The sequence below is a fragment of the Altererythrobacter sp. GH1-8 genome (genome assembly GCF_043702085.1).
In the GTDB taxonomy this organism is placed as follows: domain Bacteria; phylum Pseudomonadota; class Alphaproteobacteria; order Sphingomonadales; family Sphingomonadaceae; genus Erythrobacter.
Genome location: NZ_CP171690.1, coordinates 2,823,466 through 2,839,290, shown reverse-complemented (window position 1 = coordinate 2,839,290; position 15,825 = coordinate 2,823,466). Strand labels below are relative to the sequence as shown.

12 protein-coding genes are annotated in these 15,825 nt (G+C 59.0%); 3 read left to right on the top strand and 9 right to left on the bottom strand.

Translation table 11 applies throughout. The features are described 5' to 3' along the window. Positions 1-17 precede the first annotated feature (17 nt). The 3 genes from ACG9DO_RS13690 to ACG9DO_RS13680 form a co-directional block, all read right to left on the bottom strand. Complete coding sequence (locus ACG9DO_RS13690) at positions 18-1,502, bottom strand: arylsulfatase (RefSeq protein WP_394728854.1); 1,485 nt, start codon at positions 1,500-1,502, stop codon at positions 18-20. Positions 1,503-1,553: 51 nt separating this feature from the next. Beyond that, positions 1,554-4,082 (bottom strand): glycoside hydrolase family 2 TIM barrel-domain containing protein, encoded by a 2,529-nt coding sequence (locus ACG9DO_RS13685; RefSeq protein WP_394728852.1) that lies wholly within the window; start codon positions 4,080-4,082, stop codon positions 1,554-1,556. Positions 4,083-4,168: 86 nt separating this feature from the next. Next, positions 4,169-4,483, bottom strand: coding sequence for an L-rhamnose mutarotase (locus ACG9DO_RS13680; RefSeq protein ID WP_394728850.1), 315 nt, complete (start codon positions 4,481-4,483; stop codon positions 4,169-4,171). Between the two features lie 102 nt (positions 4,484-4,585). Here ACG9DO_RS13680 and kduI point away from each other — a divergent pair, with 102 nt between their 5' ends. Continuing rightward, positions 4,586-5,422 (top strand): 5-dehydro-4-deoxy-D-glucuronate isomerase, encoded by an 837-nt coding sequence (kduI, locus tag ACG9DO_RS13675; protein WP_394728848.1) that lies wholly within the window; start codon positions 4,586-4,588, stop codon positions 5,420-5,422. Between the two features lie 17 nt (positions 5,423-5,439). On the opposite strand, the gene ACG9DO_RS13670 is transcribed toward kduI, so the two are convergent. The 6 genes from ACG9DO_RS13670 to ACG9DO_RS13645 all read right to left on the bottom strand — a co-directional run bounded on the left by ACG9DO_RS13670 (position 5,440) and on the right by ACG9DO_RS13645 (position 12,394). Then, positions 5,440-6,927, bottom strand: a complete 1,488-nt coding sequence (locus tag ACG9DO_RS13670; RefSeq protein WP_394728846.1) for a sulfatase-like hydrolase/transferase — start codon at positions 6,925-6,927, stop codon at positions 5,440-5,442. After that, positions 6,924-7,871, bottom strand: a complete 948-nt coding sequence (locus tag ACG9DO_RS13665; protein WP_394728844.1) for a DUF4861 family protein — start codon at positions 7,869-7,871, stop codon at positions 6,924-6,926. Before ACG9DO_RS13665 ends, ACG9DO_RS13670 begins: the two co-directional genes overlap by 4 nt. 44 nt (positions 7,872-7,915) lie before the next feature. Beyond that, the gene (locus ACG9DO_RS13660; RefSeq protein WP_394728842.1) at positions 7,916-9,565 is read right to left on the bottom strand and encodes a purine-cytosine permease family protein; all 1,650 of its coding nucleotides are present in this window, start codon (positions 9,563-9,565) and stop codon (positions 7,916-7,918) included. Positions 9,566-9,684: 119 nt separating this feature from the next. Then, positions 9,685-10,980 carry a TRAP transporter large permease gene (locus tag ACG9DO_RS13655; protein WP_394728840.1) on the bottom strand — a complete coding sequence of 432 codons (1,296 nt, stop codon included), beginning with the start codon at positions 10,978-10,980 and terminating at the stop codon, positions 9,685-9,687. Beyond that, positions 10,977-11,471, bottom strand: coding sequence for a TRAP transporter small permease (locus ACG9DO_RS13650; protein ID WP_394728838.1), 495 nt, complete (start codon positions 11,469-11,471; stop codon positions 10,977-10,979). Before ACG9DO_RS13650 ends, ACG9DO_RS13655 begins: the two co-directional genes overlap by 4 nt. Next, positions 11,468-12,394: a TRAP transporter substrate-binding protein gene (locus tag ACG9DO_RS13645; protein WP_394728836.1), complete on the bottom strand. Its 927-nt coding sequence runs from the start codon at positions 12,392-12,394 to the stop codon at positions 11,468-11,470. The genes ACG9DO_RS13650 and ACG9DO_RS13645 overlap by 4 nt, the downstream gene beginning before the upstream one ends. 253 nt (positions 12,395-12,647) lie before the next feature. Here ACG9DO_RS13645 and ACG9DO_RS13640 point away from each other — a divergent pair, with 253 nt between their 5' ends. Continuing rightward, positions 12,648-13,697: a LacI family DNA-binding transcriptional regulator gene (locus tag ACG9DO_RS13640; RefSeq protein WP_394728834.1), complete on the top strand. Its 1,050-nt coding sequence runs from the start codon at positions 12,648-12,650 to the stop codon at positions 13,695-13,697. 231 nt (positions 13,698-13,928) lie between these two features. Beyond that, complete coding sequence (locus ACG9DO_RS13635; protein ID WP_394728832.1) at positions 13,929-15,803, top strand: heparinase II/III family protein; 1,875 nt, start codon at positions 13,929-13,931, stop codon at positions 15,801-15,803. Positions 15,804-15,825: the final 22 nt, after the last annotated feature.

Here is a 15,825-nt window from a genome sequence, read left to right as displayed (position 1 = left end):
GCGCCTAACCGGCCGCCCTATTGATCGCGAGAAAAATCGAAGCCCGGTATGAATGAGGGAGATCGCCTTTCCATAAAGCGCAGCCCCTCGCACACCACGTCAGGGCGTTCGTCCGCAATATTGTGTCGCTCTGCCGGATCATTAGCAAGATCGAACAGTTCGATTTGAGCTGTCGCCTTTTGACTGCGGTGGCGAACGAGCTTCCAGCGTCCAAATCTTACAGCTTGCGCCGGTTTAGCGGCCTCATGGAATTCCCAATAGAGATATTCGTGCCGGGCTTGTGGTCGGCCAGACAGGGCTGGGACGAAGCTGATTCCCTGTCCTGGCGGCGGCGCCACGCCGGCCAATTCGCTTAGGGTGGGCATAACGTCCCACAAAGCTGAGACGTGATCGCTTCGGCTTCCGGGTGCGATCCGGCCGGGCCACCAGGCGATCATCGGTACGCGGATGCCGCCTTCGTATAAATCGCGCTTCTCGCCGCGCAAACCACCGCTGGCATTGAAGAACTCCAGGTCCGCGCCGCCTTCGCTGCCTGGACCGTTGTCGCTGGTGAAGATCACCAACGTGTTTTGAAGCTGGCCGTTGGCTTGAAGCGCAGCAAGGACTTTGCCGATGTCGCGGTCCATGCGGCTGATCATCCCTGCGCGCGCGGCACGCGGCCGTGGATGCGGGGTGTAATCCCCGCGATCAAGCGAGGTTGTATCAAGCCCTTTATATTGTTCCAGTTCCTCGTCTGGCACTTGCAGCGCCGCATGGGGCTGGTTATAAGCGAGATATAGGAAGAAAGGCTGCTTTCCTTGCCGCCGATCGAGCCAGCCGATGGCCGCCGAGGTCAGGTAATCAGGCGCATAGTCCGTTCCCATATACAGCCGGTAGTCCTCGGAACGGCGCGATGTTCCCGCCTGATCGGCATGCGGTATGAAAAAGCGGTTGCGCAGCGGAATCCGCTTTCCGTTCTCCCAAAGGTGTGTTGGATAGTAATTGTGTGACTGCTTCTGGTCGAGATAGCCGAAAGCATAGTCGAACCCGCGCAGCTGCGGCTCACCACGCGAGTTTGGGCCGCCAAGCCCCCATTTGCCGACAATTGCGGTTGCGTAACCGGCGCTGCGCAGGACCTCTGGAAGCGTCGATTCATCCGTTGCGAGCGCCATCTGCCCACGCTCGTTCTCATCCTCGTAACCGCCAAGTTCCTTGTTGCCGCGCACGCTGACGTGGCCGGTGTCGAGACCCGTCATCAGGCTGGCGCGCGAAGGGGCGCAGACGGTCGAACCCGCATAGTGTCGCGTGAATATCATACCTTCGCGGGCCAGCCTGTCGAGCACAGGGGTGCGGGTGATCTTCTGTCCAAAGGCGCCAATGTCGCCGTAACCGAGATCGTCAGCAAGAATGTAAACGATATTGGGGCGAGATGGATCGGGTGCAGTTGAGCGGTCGGGCGCGCTGGCGCAGGCCGATAGTGTCAGGACCAAAAGACCGAGAATCAGGCGGGTCCAGCTTTGCAAGAGGCTATTATCCTGCAGCTGCTGCTCGATCCGCCTGTACTTTCGGTTCGATCATTGCGAGCCTTCTCCCGCCACGATTGCCACCTCCGCAGGCTTCAAACCTTCAGAGTTAATACTCACTGTAATCAAGCCGGGTTCGTAAAGCGACTGCACAAAGGCCACAGCTTTCCCGTTGAAAGCCTTACGGCTGGTGCCCTTGGTCGGTTCCGTATCAAGGATATCGCCGTTCTCGACCGCGATAATGCGCCCTGGCCCGCTTAGGCTGAAGTTTAACCGGTTACTGGCGGTCGGCGCTGCCACATCTGCGGCGTCGGCGATCTGGACTTCGACCCGCGTCATGCCCCGGCCATCAGCCGGTATGAACGATTTGTCGGTTCGCGCCGAGATTTTCGCTGGCGAACCCGCCGTCTGATGCGTCGCGCTGCGGATCGTGCCGTCTGGCGATGCGGCCACCACTTTCAACTCGCCCGGCTGGTAAGGCACCTGCCAGACCAACTGCATGTCCTGCCCGATTGACTTGCTTCCCAGTGACTGGCCGTTGAGGAAGAGTTCAGCCTTTTCGAAATTGGTGTAAACTACCACCGGAAGAACGACGTTTTCCTTCCCTGGCCAGGTCCAATGTGGCTGGAGCGAAACCATCGGCTCGCTATTCCACTGGCTGCGATAAAGATCGTAGGGTCCCTTCTCGAACCCGGCGAGATCGATGACGCCGAAATTCATCGTCCGGCCAGGCCAACCAAGCGATTCACCGAGATAGTCGAAACCCGACCAACGGAATGTGCCGATGAAATAGGACAATTCGTTCGCCAGCTGGATTTCAGTCCGTATCGGCATGCGCACGAGGTTGTTGTCAAAGTCGGATGCATATCTGAGCGAATGTTCTGGCCAGGCTTCTTCTTCCGTCAGATCGACAACCGGATAGACCTTGTCCTTCATCCGGTCCCATGCGCCCCGGGACCCGCCTGGCTGGGCGATTTCGTGCGGCCATGGATTGTCGCGGGTGCGATATTCCGTTCGTGACCGATAGATTCCGCGGGTGTGCTGCGTATGGGTCATCTCTGTCCCGATCAACACGCGGTCAGGATATGTCTCGTGGTAGTCAGCAACGGCGTCCTTGAATTCACCTTCGCCATTGAAGCCCACTATGTCTGCATGGGGCAGGGCACCGCCGCGCCCCTGAGTGATTGGCCGGGTGGAATCAATCGACCTTATCAGATCAACCAGCTTCTTCTGCGTTTCTGGTGTCGCATCGACCACTTCATTGCCCACGCTCCACATAATCACGCTCGGGCTATTGCGTGTGCGACGGACGAATTCGCTCAAGTCGCGTTCCCACCATTCCTCATAGTAAAGACCGTAGTCGTAAGGCGCCTTTTCAGTCTCCCATCCATCGAAAGCCTCGTCCATCACCATCAGCCCCATTTCATCGGCCAGCTGGTAAAATCCGCGCTCGAACGGGTTATGGGCGGTGCGAACCGCATTGGCACCCATCTTCTTTAGCTGGTCAAAGCGGAAGCGCCAGATATCGAGCGGGACTGCTGCACCCACAGGGCCACCATCGTCATGCACTGACACGCCTCGCAGCACGATCGGTTCGCCATTGAGTTCGAACCCCCGTTGGACCGAGAAGGCGAGGCTGCGGATACCGAATCGCGTCTCATAGCGATCCTGAGGTGCCTCCTTCGGTCCGAACTCGAATTCCGCCCGATAAAGCGATGGCGAATCCGGGGACCACTTGAGCGGCGTTGCGACAGTAAGCTCGTGGACGACCTTGGCGGTGGCCCCCGGTTCGATGGCTGCAGGTACGGAGCCCTGCGCGACCAGTTTGCCCGCAGGATCGAAAATGCTGACGCGGGCCTCATCGTCAACTTCTCGCGCGCTCGCATTGTGTAGCTCATGCTCCATGCGGATCAGTGCCTTGTCATCGGCCACCGACGGGGAGGTGACAAAGCTGCCGTGCTCAATCACATGAACCTGACCGGTGACACGCAGGGATACGTCGCGGATGATGCCGGAGCCGGTGTACCAGCGCGAACTGGGTAGCTTCGACTGATCTACCCGAACGGCGATAACATTATTGCCCCGATTGAGCTTGCCGGTCAGGTCGACTGAAAAACCAATATAGCCATAGGGCTTGAACGCGAGCTCTTCACCATTGAGAAACACTGAAGCGTTCATCGCAATGCCATCAAAGCTGAGAGAAACGCGTTTGCCACCCCATTCAGGCTGCCAGTTCAACTGCTTACGATACCAGCCAACGCCACCGGGCAGAAATGCCCCCATCGCACCTGACGGGTTGTCTTCAGCATATGCGCCCTCGATGCTCCAGTCGTGAGGTACGTCGAGCACGCGCCAGGAGCTGTCGTCAAAATCGAGCTCTGCGGCGCTGTCGTCGTCAGTCAGTTCAAACCGCCAATTCCTGACAAAAAGTGATTCCGCGCGCATGGCGACCGCCGGGGCGACACCACCAGGCGCGATTTCTGCGGCTAGGCCGGGTGGGTTGGCGAATGCCGGTGCAGCGAGCGACAATGAGAAAGCAGAAGCAAGCAGAGCAAAATTCGGATTAAACGTGGTCGGCATAGTCATGAACCATTCGCGTCCGGGTTAGAAACAGCGTGATAGGGCTTGGAACAGAAACCGAAGGCCGGCCGATGCCCCGTGGAAATTCACGCGTGCGAGAACTGTTTGGGTAAAAGGTATGGGAAACGGGTGGCGGGATCGGTCTCCAGCTGCATGATCGGCGCCATGTATTCGGCCCAGCGGGCATTGACCGGATTGTCGGCCAGGAAGGATGCTGTCGCCTCGAAGTCGTCGGTCTCGAAATAGCCGAACAGGGTCAGGCCGTGCTTGAAAATATGGTAATTCCGCATCCCCGATTGCTGCAGCGCCTCAGTCATCTCGGGCCAGATCTCGTCATGCCGCATTTTGTATTCCTCCTCATATCCCGGGCGGATACCAAGCACCCACGCGTATGACGCCATCACCATTCTCCCTCTTCCATTTCCCTATTTATCATGCATAAACACTCATGAAAATGCAAAAAAATTCATATTCAATCACACCCAAAGTGTGCGGAGTAGACAGTGAAGCTTGAACGAAAATTTGCCGCAGACCAGCAGCGCTATTGCACGATGCGAAACGAGGACCTTCGTGACAGTTTCGTGGTTGCCGGCCTCATGAGCGAGGGCGAGCTGATACTGACGCTTTCCGACATCGATCGCGGCATCGTGGGCGGCGCCGTCCCCCTCGGGCAGCCGCTAGAGATCGGTTCCTTTTCTGAGCTAGGTGGAGGCGCCTTCACAGCGCGGCGCGAAGTTGGCGTTATAAACATCGGCGGCCCTGGCGGCGTAACGGTCGGCAATGAGAGCTTTGCAATGGAACGACTCGACAGTCTGTATATCGGTCGCGGGGACCATCCGGTTCGCTTTTCCAGCGACAATCCCGCCGATCCGGCTCGCTTTTATCTCGTCAGCTATCCTGCGCATACCGCCTATCCGCACAGACTTGTCAAGCAGGTCGAGGCCACCCGGATTGATCTGGGCGGCAAGGCAACCTGTAACGAGCGCACCATCTTCCAGTCATTACGACCGGGGATCGTGGAAAGTTGCCAGCTGGTGATGGGCTTTACCTGCCTCGCCGAGGGCAGCGTTTGGAACACCTTCCCGCCGCATACGCACGATCGCCGTTCAGAGTTCTACTTCTATTTCAACCTGGAGGACGAGGCCCGTGTGTTCCACTTCATGGGCCTGCCGGACGAGCTTAAGGCTCTGCCGATGCATAATGAAGAGGCCGCGCTGTCACCCTCATGGTCGATGCACTGCGGGGTAGGCAGCGGTGCCTACAGCTTCATCTGGTCGATGGGCGGCGAGAACCAGGAATTCGATGACATGGACCACATTTCCCAGGCCGAGCTTGCTTGAGCAGCATCGGTGTCAGCTCACTTGGCGTAGTGGGCTTGCTCCTCAAGCTCGGCATCGAACCGGGCGGCAAAATCGGCCGCGATTTTCGTGTGGCGCTTTGCCAGATCATTCCTTTCGCCGGGGTCCCCCTTCAAGTCATAGAGCTGAACCGGCGCGTCCTTGCTTGCCCTGATCGCTTTCCACTGGCCCATCCGCCCGGCCTGCTGGACCACACCGATATTGCCTGAGTTGGGATCGCCCAGCTGGCGCGCGAACGCCCAGTAGAGCATGCGATCGGGCAGTTGGGCATCTTCGCTCATGAGCAGCGCGGCAAGCGACTGTCCGTTCGCGCCGATCGCCTCGGCAGCGTCGGGCTTGCCCGCCAGCGACCCGAGCGTGGGAAGGATATCGGCAAACATGACTGGCTCCTCCTCAATCCGGCCTGCGCGGATCACGCCCGGCCAGCGAGCGATGAGCGGCATGTGGATGCCGCCTTCGGTGAGGTCGCGCTTCCCACCGCGGAAAGGCCCTGCCGCAGCCAGCCCGATCGGGTCGCCTCCACCCTCAGAATGCGGGCCGTTGTCGGATGAAAGGATGACCAGCGTGTTTTCAGCCAGCCCCTTTTCCTCAAGCTTGGCAAGCAATTCGCCGATATAGGCATCGAGCGCTGCGATCATGCCAGCCTGCACGGCATTGGGCTGGTCGATCGGCTCGGGATAATACTCCGGGAATTGCCCGGCCGGCGTAGGTCCCGCGAGCCCGTTATACCGCGTTTCCGCGAATCTTCCGCGATATGGCGCAACGAAATCCTCTGGCGCGGCCAGTTCCGAATGCGGCGAGGTATAGCTCATGAAGGCGAAGAACGGACGGGACCCGTCCTGCTTGTCGAGGAATTCCAGCGCTGCATCGGTGAACAGCCGCTGGGCATAGGTGCCCTTGGCCCCGGCAATGTTGCCAGGCACAAAGGTGATGCGGTTATCACGAAAGACGAAGGTCGGATGCTGGCGATGGGCCTGGATGTTGTGCATCAGGCCAACCCAGTGCTGGAAACCCATTGCCATCGGATCGGTCTTGCCGAACTGGGTGCCGATCCCGAACTTGCCAAATAGCGCGGTCATGTAACCGGCATCGCTCAACACATGCGCCACGGTACGATCGGTCGCCCGCAATTCGATGTCGTTGGCGGCGCTGGAAAGGCGAGAGGTGTCGCGCCCGGTCATCAGCGAAATCCGCGAAGGCGAACAGACCGTGCTTCCGGCATAGCCATTGCTGAAGATCATGCCCTGCTGCGCCAGGCGATCGATATTGGGTGTCTTGATGATCTGGTGGCCGGTGATGCCGAGCTGCCCGTAACCAAGGTCGTCAAGCAGGATGAACAGGACATTGGGTCGTGGCGCTTCTTCCGCCTGTGAACCGGCTGGCATCGGCGAAGCGGAGGCGACAACCGGATCGGCCGCAACGGTCGCGCAGCCCTGAAGCGCAAGCAAGCTGCTGGCGATGATAAGAGGTATGAACCTGCGCATCATTTCGAAGCCCCCTCCAGCGAAGCGAGTTCCTCGTCCAGCAAGCGTTTAAATGCTTCGCGAGTATTTACCGCCATAGGATCGCGTTCCCATGCGGCAAGAAAACCATAATCGAAGTACGCTCCGTCAAAGGCAACGTAATGGGTCGCGTTGGCGACGCCACCATAGCGGGCCTGGCCCGCGCGATAGAACAGAGCCATGCCAAGCCCATCCTTGTTCTCGCTCTGCTTGCCCCAAGTTGCGATATAGCGCCAATCGCCGGAGGTTTCATCAGATTGCCAGAACGCGGCACCGTCATGCATCACAATGCCCGATGCCAGCGGCAGGCTGCCGTCGGATTTCACCGAGACACGGGTCATGGGGCTGGCTGGCTCGATGGCATAGGTAGCCGTAAAGCCGCCGGTGATGCCGGGGGAAGCTTCGATACCCCGGCCAATGATCGTGAAAGTGCCCTTATCGCCACCGCTTTTGCTGATCGTCGCGGATAGAACTGGAACACTGCCGAATTGGGCTGGCTGGCCATTGCGCATGATGCCAAGCCCGCCGATGCCTAGGCTCGGCCCGACCTTGAGTACATCCATGCCCCACGGAGCCAGCTCGTGATAACTGCCGAATCTGTCGATCTGGCTTAGTACGGGGCGAGAGACCTGTTTGCCGAAAATGTCGCTGACTAGCCGCCCATCGAGGTAAAGCCGGTATCCGACCAAGCCGTTTTCCCAGCCGATCCCTTCGTACGGCATCATTCCGTCGCCGATTTCATGGGATGCCGGAACGGTAAATTCGTTGACCGCAACATAGGGCGCTTCCGCATTCTCACGGACCCGCAGGTCTACCGCCACCGGTGCCACGGATGGCTTGGGCGAGGAGTGCCCGCCCGGAGTTGTAGCGCAGGCTGCAAGGAGCAATGCCGTGCCCACTGTTGAAATGGCTTTGGCTGGGATGATCATGTGCGGCCCTCTGATTGGGTTTGCTGCTTTGGCGTGGCTGAACTTCATGATCTCGCTTGTACCGCTTCCGCCCGGACCAGCAGGATCGCGAAGACGAAATAGGTCACGGTCGGCCAGATGATCAGCGATTGGAACAGCTCTAGGTTGCCGGAAACCAGTGCATTGGCGCCGATTGCTAGAGCGGCTAGGATAGACAGCGCAGCTCCAGCGAAAAATACGCGGTTGGTGTTCGATGTCACTAGCTTTGTCTTTGAATGCGCATCGACATAGGCGAGCTCTGCCGCCTGCCGTTCGCTCTCGGCGCTTTCCGCAGTGGCCAGCTGCGCCTGCTCGACCGCTTTCGCTCCCATGGCAGCAGCCAGGAAGGGATATAGCACCATGGCGGCAAGCCACGCCGGCACGAACAGGAACAGCACATGCACGTCCATTTGGTAACCGAGCAGAGCGGCCAGACCAACGCTCGCAACCCACGTCAGCAAAGCGGGAAGGTTGACCGTTGCCCCGGTTGCTGTGCGCCAATAGCGGGCCAGGCCAAGCTTCCGGAACAGGAAGTGTTCGGCAAAGATCAGTCCACCGATTGGCGCCATCACCAGCGCCATGATCCCGAGGAAATCGAGCAGCCGGGTGAAAACGAACGGGAAACAGGCGATTATCGTGGTGATTACGCCGACAACCAGCGTCACTCGTTCGCGCGACCATGCCGGATGTAGTGACTGGAAGGCGAGGCCCGAACGGTAGATCGTCGGGTTAGAAGTCGTCCAGCCGGCCACGATCACTGCCAGGATCCCGATCGGGCCCAGTGCCTGGAACGCGACTTCACCCGCATCGAGCGAGGTCAGTGGCTGCTGCAGGATCATCGCCGCACCCGCGCCCATGATCCCGGCGGCGAGCCATGCGGCAAAGTGTCCGATGAACATGCCGATCGACGAATACCAGGCATAGGATGAACGGCGCGCAAAACGGAGGATCGACATGTCGCCCAGTCCGCCATGGAAGGCGAGGTTCGCACCCCACGCGATCGCGACAACGTGCCAGAAGCCCATGTCTGTGCCTTGGTCGACCCAGATGCTGGTTTCCGCCAAGTTGAGGAAATTGCCATAGCTGCCAACGCTCGGCACGGAAGGCGTTCCGGCGAGGATCACTGGCAGCAAGGCTGCTCCGCCGACGAAGAACATCGCGATCATCCAGGGCGCTGCCACTTCCGAGAAACGCGCGACAAAGCTGAACCCGCGCATCGCGGCAAAGGATACCACTGCCCCCACGCCCAGCGCGATCAGAACGAAGGTGAGGCTGGTGGGATACCATTCAACCTGTGGCGGAATCCCGAACAGTATCCGCACGGCGCTGGCAGAAACGGTGATCATGGCGCCAGCAAGAACGCAGAAAAGCACACCGTTGATAACGCTGTAGATCTTGATGAATCCGGGACCAGCGATTTTTTCGAGATAGGCGTAAAGCGTCAGCCGCGTGTCAGTGGCGATCGGGGCGCAGATCAGGACCCAGCTGAGCACCGCCAGCAAATTACCAAGCAGCAGGCCATAGATGACATCGCCAGCGCCCACTCCCCAGGAAACGAACATCGCACCGATAACGAACTCGGTGCCGGCGACGTGCTCACCCGCGTACGAGGCTGCAAAGTAACGTCCCGGCTTCAGCGCAGCCGGGGCCACCGGCTCGCGTTCGAATTCTTCCATGCGCTATCCCCTCCAAAGATATGGGCACAAGATTAGCTCGCTTTTTGCGCGATGCAAGAAAATGATCGAAAGTGATCAAAAAAGATTGTTGATTTGTGTGTTGGCCGCTGCGGTGGATGCTACATCATGCCGAACAGGCGCGGCAGAGCTTCTGAGAGAGCCGGGAATGCAGTGGTCGCGGCGAGCGCGAGCAGCATTGCTGCATAGAGCGGCAGCATCGGCCGAACCATGGCAGCAACCTTTGTTCCCCCTACCGCTGCGCCCACAAACAGCACCGTTCCAACCGGCGGGGTGCACAATCCGATCGACAGGTTGAAGATCAGGATCATCCCAAAATGCACCGGCGAAATGCCGAGCGCTACGGCGACCGGCAGCAGGATCGGCGTGAAGATCAGGATCGCGGGCGTGATGTCGAGGAAAGCGCCAACCACCAGCAGGATGACATTGATCACCAACAACAGGATCAGCGGATTGTCGGAAATTGTCAGCAATGCATCGGCGATGGCGCCTGGCATGCCGGAATAGGCCAGCATCCACGCCATTCCTGTCGATGCCGCGATCAGGAACAGCACTATCCCGGTGGTCTCTGCCGATTTCACGATGATGCCGGGCAGTTCGCTCCAGCGCATTTCGCGGTGCACGAAGATGCCCAGCGCCAGCGAGTAGACCACTGCAAAGGCGCTCGCTTCGGTGGCAGTGAACAGGCCGGAGACAATGCCGCCGACAACGACCAGCAGCATTGCGATGCTAGGCACCGCTGGACCCAGCGCCGCTAGCGACTCCGCAAGCGAAACCCGCTCTGACACGGGGTAGCCTGCCCGCCGCGCAACAAGGATGGCGGCGATTATCAGCGCTAGCCCGGCAATAATGCCCGGGCCATAGCCGGCGAGGAACAGCGCCCCGATCGAAACCCCGCCCGCAGCGACGGCATAGACGATCATCACATTCGATGGCGGGATCAGTAGGCCGAGGATCGATGCCGATGTGGTCACTGACGCTGCGAAGGGCGCGTCATAGCCCTCCTTCTTCATGGCCGGGACCATGAAGGAACCGATCGCCGAAGTGGCAGCGACGGCCGAGCCGGATACCGATCCGAACAGCATGCAAGATATGATGTTCACCACTGCCAGCCCGCCCGGCAACGCGCCGATCATGCCTTTTGCCGCATTGATCAAGCGGCTGGCAACGCCGCCGGCGCCCATCAGGTAGCCGCTCAGGATGAAGAACGGAATCGCAAGCAGGGTGAAGCTGTCGAGCCCAGCCACCATGCGCTGCGCCATAGTAGTGGTGGCGGGGTCGAACGGCATGATCGAACCGAGCGCGGCCAAAGTCGCAAGGCCGATCGCGAAACCGATCGGGACATTGAGCAAGACCAACAGGAAGAAGATGGAGACAAGGATCAGGCCACTGATCATGATTGATCTCCTTCACTGGCTTCGGGCTCGGTCGCGATGCCTTCGAGCAGGAAGGATACCGCGAAATAAGCAATGATCAGGCCGCAGGCGGGCATCACGGAATAGATCACCCACATCGGCAGGGTGAGTGCGGCTGAGGTCTGCCCCAGCGTTGCAGTGATGCGGACCAGCAAGCCACCGCCGTAAACCATGACACTGAGCGCGAAGACAATACAGGCAAGCCAGATCCCCCGCGCGGCAAAGACCTGCCTAGACGGGGACAAACGTGCCGAAATGAGATCAACGCCCACATGCATTCGCCTGGCAAAGGCATAGGTCATGGAAACCATGCCAAGCCAGATCAGCAGGAAACGGGCGATCTCTTCGGTTGCGGAGCTGGGTGCTTCGAGCAGGTATCGGCCGATCACTTGCCACACCACAGTTGCGAGGGTTGCGACGGAAAGGATCACCAGAAGCGCAGCGAGCAATTGTTCGACCTTGGTCCGCATCATGCATCCCCCGCCATGGCTTCGATTCGCCGGGCAAAGTCGCCAATGCGGGTCCCGTCATAGCTCGCCCTGAGCGGTCCGACGGCGGCGCGGAATGGTGCCTTGTCCGGGCGGTTGATGATCACGCCGCTGGCTTCGATCTCAGCGAGCGCGTCGTCAGAAGCCTTGCGCCATAATTCGCGCTGGTAAGCTTCCGAATCCGCCATGGACTGTTTCACCCAGTCGCGTTGCTGCGCATCCAGTTTGTCCCATATGCTCTGGCTCATCACTACCACGTCAGGGGCGCTGACATGCTCGTCGAGCGAGAAGTACTTGCACACTTCATGATGCCTCGCGCTTAGCAAGCTTGGTGGATTGTTTTCTGCGCCGTCGACCACGCCTTGCTGGAGCGCTGCATATAGCTCTCCAAAAGCAATCGGGGTGGCTGCGCCACCGAAGATTTCGATCGTTTTGACCAACGCTTCGCTGGGTAGGACTCGCACAGTCTTCCCGCGAATATCATCCGGCGTGTTCACCGGGCCGCCCGTCATGTAGAAGCTTCGCGAGCCTGCATCATAGTGACCAATTCCCTTGAGCAGGATCTTTCCCAAGCCATCGAGAATTTCCTGACCGATTTCGCTTTGGACTACGCGCCTTTGGTGTTCGCTATCGTCGAACAGATAGGGCAATGAATAAACGCCCATGTCAGGCGCAAAGTTTTCCAGCGAAAGCGAAGAGACCTTGGTCATAGAAATCGCCCCGAGCTGGACGAGCTCGACCAGCTCGCGCTCGGTACCCAGCTGGGCATTTGGAAAAATCTCCACAGCCATCGTTGCGCCTGAAAGCCGGATCAAGGTATCGCGGAACCGTTCCATAGCCAGATGGACGGGATGTTGCTCGTCCAAAGTGTGGGCCAGCGTGATTCGATCCTTTCCACCAGCGCTCATGCATCCGGGGAGCACCGCCGCGAACGCCGCCGACGACAGGATCTGCAAGCTTCTACGCCTGGAATGCACGAGCAACTTCTCTCTCCCCGTCATGCCAGGATTAGCTTATTTGCGTTTTGGCAAGCGCTAGTGGTAACCGGTGTCATGCGAAGTGCAAGCCCGATTTCGGCAATTGCCTTTGATGCAATAAGGTGACAGCACATGGCAAATGTCCAATTCCTATTTTCGGCAGCTTGGCTGAGGGGCCCGTTTGATGTCGCGTGACGTTGAGTATTCGCGAAGTCAGGGCGCGCCGACCATTAATGACGTGGCCGCGCTCGCTGGAGTTTCGAAGAAAACAGTGAGCAGGTTCATCAACAAGTCCCCGCTGATGAGCCCTGAAACGCGCGATAAGGTCTCTGCTGCGATCGAGCGTTTGGGCTACGTCCCCAATCCGCAAGCGCGTGCCCTGGCATTGCGGAGGAATTTCATGATCGCGATGCTGCATGACAATCCCAACGCGCAGACTGTGCTGAATTTTCAAAAGGGCGTGCTTTCGGCGATCAAGGATACGGAGCTTGCGCTTGCCGTGAGGCCGGTAGACCGGACTTCGTCGGACTTGCTTCAAGACATCGAATCCTTTCTGAGCAAGCAGCGCCCGCTTGGTGTTCTGATCCTGCCACCCGTCTCCGAACGCGACGACATCGTCGAGCTCTGCAAGCGGCTGGATGTCGAATATATACGGATCGGATCGACTGCTCTTGATACGCCTGAACATTGCGTGGCTTCGAATGACCGCGAAATCGTGCGCCAGCTGGTCACGGCTCTGCTGGACAAAGGGCATAGAGACATTGGTTTTGTTCGGGGGCCGGACGGCTTCCGTTCTCCAGTCGAGCGTGAAGCGGGTTTCCGGGATGCCTTTGCGGCTGCGGGCATTGCGCCACCCGAACATCTGATTTCCAAGGGCAGTTACCGTTTTGAGTCCGGCCTGCGCGCAGGCCACGAATTGCTGGGCCGGGCTGACAGGCCGAGCGCAATCTTCGCCAGCAATGACGAAATGGCCTCTGGTGTGCTGCATGCCGCCCACGAACTTGGCGTTTGTGTGCCCGATCAGCTCGAACTTGTTGGGTTTGACGATACGGCTACGGCTTCGCATGTGTGGCCACCGCTTACGACGGTGCATTGGCCCATCGAGGAAATGGGGCGGCTGGCGGCGATGAAGCTCGTTCCCGGATTCCTTGGGGATGTCTTGACCAGGGGCGAACTCTCCCAAGTCGTCGTGCCGTCGCATATTGTTGAACGGGCGACTGCCAAGCTCAGCTGACCGTGCAAGCGAAACGGCGCCCATGCGGCGCGAAACTGCCGTGCCCTGCTTGTCGCCCCTCTCTTCCATTTGCAGATGTATTGCACGTTCAATCAAAATAGGTCAATAATGATCATGTAGAGCGTCGGGCAGGAGAATCGCTTCGCCCATTGGGCGGGGGCGACAAAAATGCAGAAGGTGAGGCTTAGGACGCAACTTGGCTGGCTGGGCTTTGTCGTCGGTTTATTGCTCTTGCCTCACGCTGCATTCGCCGGTGACCAGCCGCATCTCTTCTTTGACACAACCGACCATGCGTCAATCGATGCGCGCTCGCAGGCCTTGCCTTGGCTTCAACGTGCCCGAACGGAAATTCTCGCGAAGGCGGATTCCTACTTGCAGGTTCCGACTGCACCCTATCCTTTGACCGGTCCCCAAAATGATCTGGGTACGGCGGGACGAACCTTGCAGAATCGGCTAGGAACACTGGGGTTCGCGAGTTATCTCACCGGCAACCCGCGCTATGCCGAAAAAGGACGCGACATCCTTCTTGCCGTAGTGCGTCAGACCGAACCCGGCAACAAGGCGCAATGGCAGACACATTTGCAGCAAGGCGACGCCGCGCAAGCTTTCGCAATCGGATATGACTGGTTGTACGATGCCATGACAGAAGCTGAGCGGGCCGAAGTTCGCGCTGAAATGGAAGAGGTTGGAGCGCTTCTGTATGAAGCAAACACGACCTGGGGCAAAGATGTGCCTGGGGTCACTTCGTCGAACCACAACTCGGTTCATTTTGGCGCACTCGGTCTAGTCGGGTTGGCGCTGGGCGACAGACCTGACTGGGTCGATCTTGCCACCCAAAGGGTCCGTGCCTTCTTTCGCACGTTTGCCGATCCGACCGGTTATGCCACCGAAGGCGTCCACTATGTCGGCTACGGATTGGGCGGGGCGGTGCCGTTTTCGATGGCACTGAAGCGAAAGGGCGGTCCAGACCTGCTCGCTGAAGCTGACGAGACCCTCGCGCATGTTGGTGACCAGATGGTTTGGAAGTTGCTGCCGTTCGATGGCTTGATGCTTCCACTCAATGACAATTTTGACCGTCCGGCTGAGATTGCCGCGCTTGTTGGTACGCTGCGCCACAAACGTGGCGATCAACTCTGGGCCACGTTGGAGAGCCTTGAGAAGTCGGGTTCGATCGACGAACTGGGCGGCTATTTTGGCATCAGCTATACAGCGCCCTTCCTGTTCCTGTGGGGTGACGAGCCGGTCGCGCCTGTTGATCCCATTACTGCGGGCCTGCCACTTGGGCACCGGTTCGAATCCGGCAAGGTTTTCCTGCGCGACAAATGGATAGGTGATGATGCTACACATGTCTCCTTCAAGTCCGGCTACGATGAGCACCGCGGGCACGATCACCAGGACGAAAATTCGGTCACCTTTTATGCCAAGGGGGAAGGCTGGCTGATCGATCCGCAATACTGGCTCGAACGTAGTGACGCGCATACAACGTTGAAGATCAATGGGGCCGAACAGATCAAAGGTGGCGACGGGAGGCTGGTCGAGTATCGCGAGGATGCACGTGGTGCCTTCGTTCGCGGGCAGGCTGAAGAGGCCTACGACTTCGACACTGCTTTCGTAGGTCAGGCCGATCGCAAGCTGTATTTTGTACGAACCCCGCGTCCCTACATCCTCTTCCGAGACGACGCTCGAACCGAGGACAGCGGACAAAAACCGTTCGAGAGCCGCTATGTGACCTATCCCGGCAACCGGGTGGAGCAGGCGGGTGAAGCAGTGATCATCCACGGCGAGCGCAATGGCGCCAAGGCGCTGCTGGCGGTGTTCTCAGGCACGGAGCAACTCCGGGTTGGCGAGGACGATCTGAGCGACGTGGTGCTGGTGCGCCGTGGCAGCACCTTCCGCTATGACAAGTATTTGAGGCGCCTCGCAGTCCGCTTCACCGACGAAAGCCCGGAACTGATCAGCCTGGTTGTTCCATTCGAAGGAGATGTGCCGCCCGCCATTGCAGTAACGCCCGGCACCCAACGCTATAGCTTCGTCGTCTCGGTCACATTTGCCGATGCTCAGTGCGATGCGTTCCTGGTCGAAGAGGACGACATCTCCCTGCAATGAGAGCGGGGAGACGTGTGCGCTG

What these genes read in the sequence shown, in the direction of transcription:
- ACG9DO_RS13685 (WP_394728852.1), bottom strand. Translation starts at nt 4,082, where the DNA reads ATGCCGACCACGTTTAATCCGAATTTTGCTCTGCTTGCTTCTGCTTTC.
- ACG9DO_RS13680 (WP_394728850.1), bottom strand. Translation starts at nt 4,483, where the DNA reads ATGGCGTCATACGCGTGGGTGCTTGGTATCCGCCCGGGATATGAGGAG.
- ACG9DO_RS13670 (WP_394728846.1), bottom strand. Translation starts at nt 6,927, where the DNA reads ATGATGCGCAGGTTCATACCTCTTATCATCGCCAGCAGCTTGCTTGCG.
- ACG9DO_RS13665 (WP_394728844.1), bottom strand. Translation starts at nt 7,871, where the DNA reads ATGATCATCCCAGCCAAAGCCATTTCAACAGTGGGCACGGCATTGCTC.
- ACG9DO_RS13660 (WP_394728842.1), bottom strand. Translation starts at nt 9,565, where the DNA reads ATGGAAGAATTCGAACGCGAGCCGGTGGCCCCGGCTGCGCTGAAGCCG.
- ACG9DO_RS13655 (WP_394728840.1), bottom strand. Translation starts at nt 10,980, where the DNA reads ATGATCAGTGGCCTGATCCTTGTCTCCATCTTCTTCCTGTTGGTCTTG.
- ACG9DO_RS13650 (WP_394728838.1), bottom strand. Translation starts at nt 11,471, where the DNA reads ATGATGCGGACCAAGGTCGAACAATTGCTCGCTGCGCTTCTGGTGATC.
- ACG9DO_RS13645 (WP_394728836.1), bottom strand. Translation starts at nt 12,394, where the DNA reads ATGAGCGCTGGTGGAAAGGATCGAATCACGCTGGCCCACACTTTGGAC.
- ACG9DO_RS13640 (WP_394728834.1), top strand. Translation starts at nt 12,648, where the DNA reads ATGTCGCGTGACGTTGAGTATTCGCGAAGTCAGGGCGCGCCGACCATT.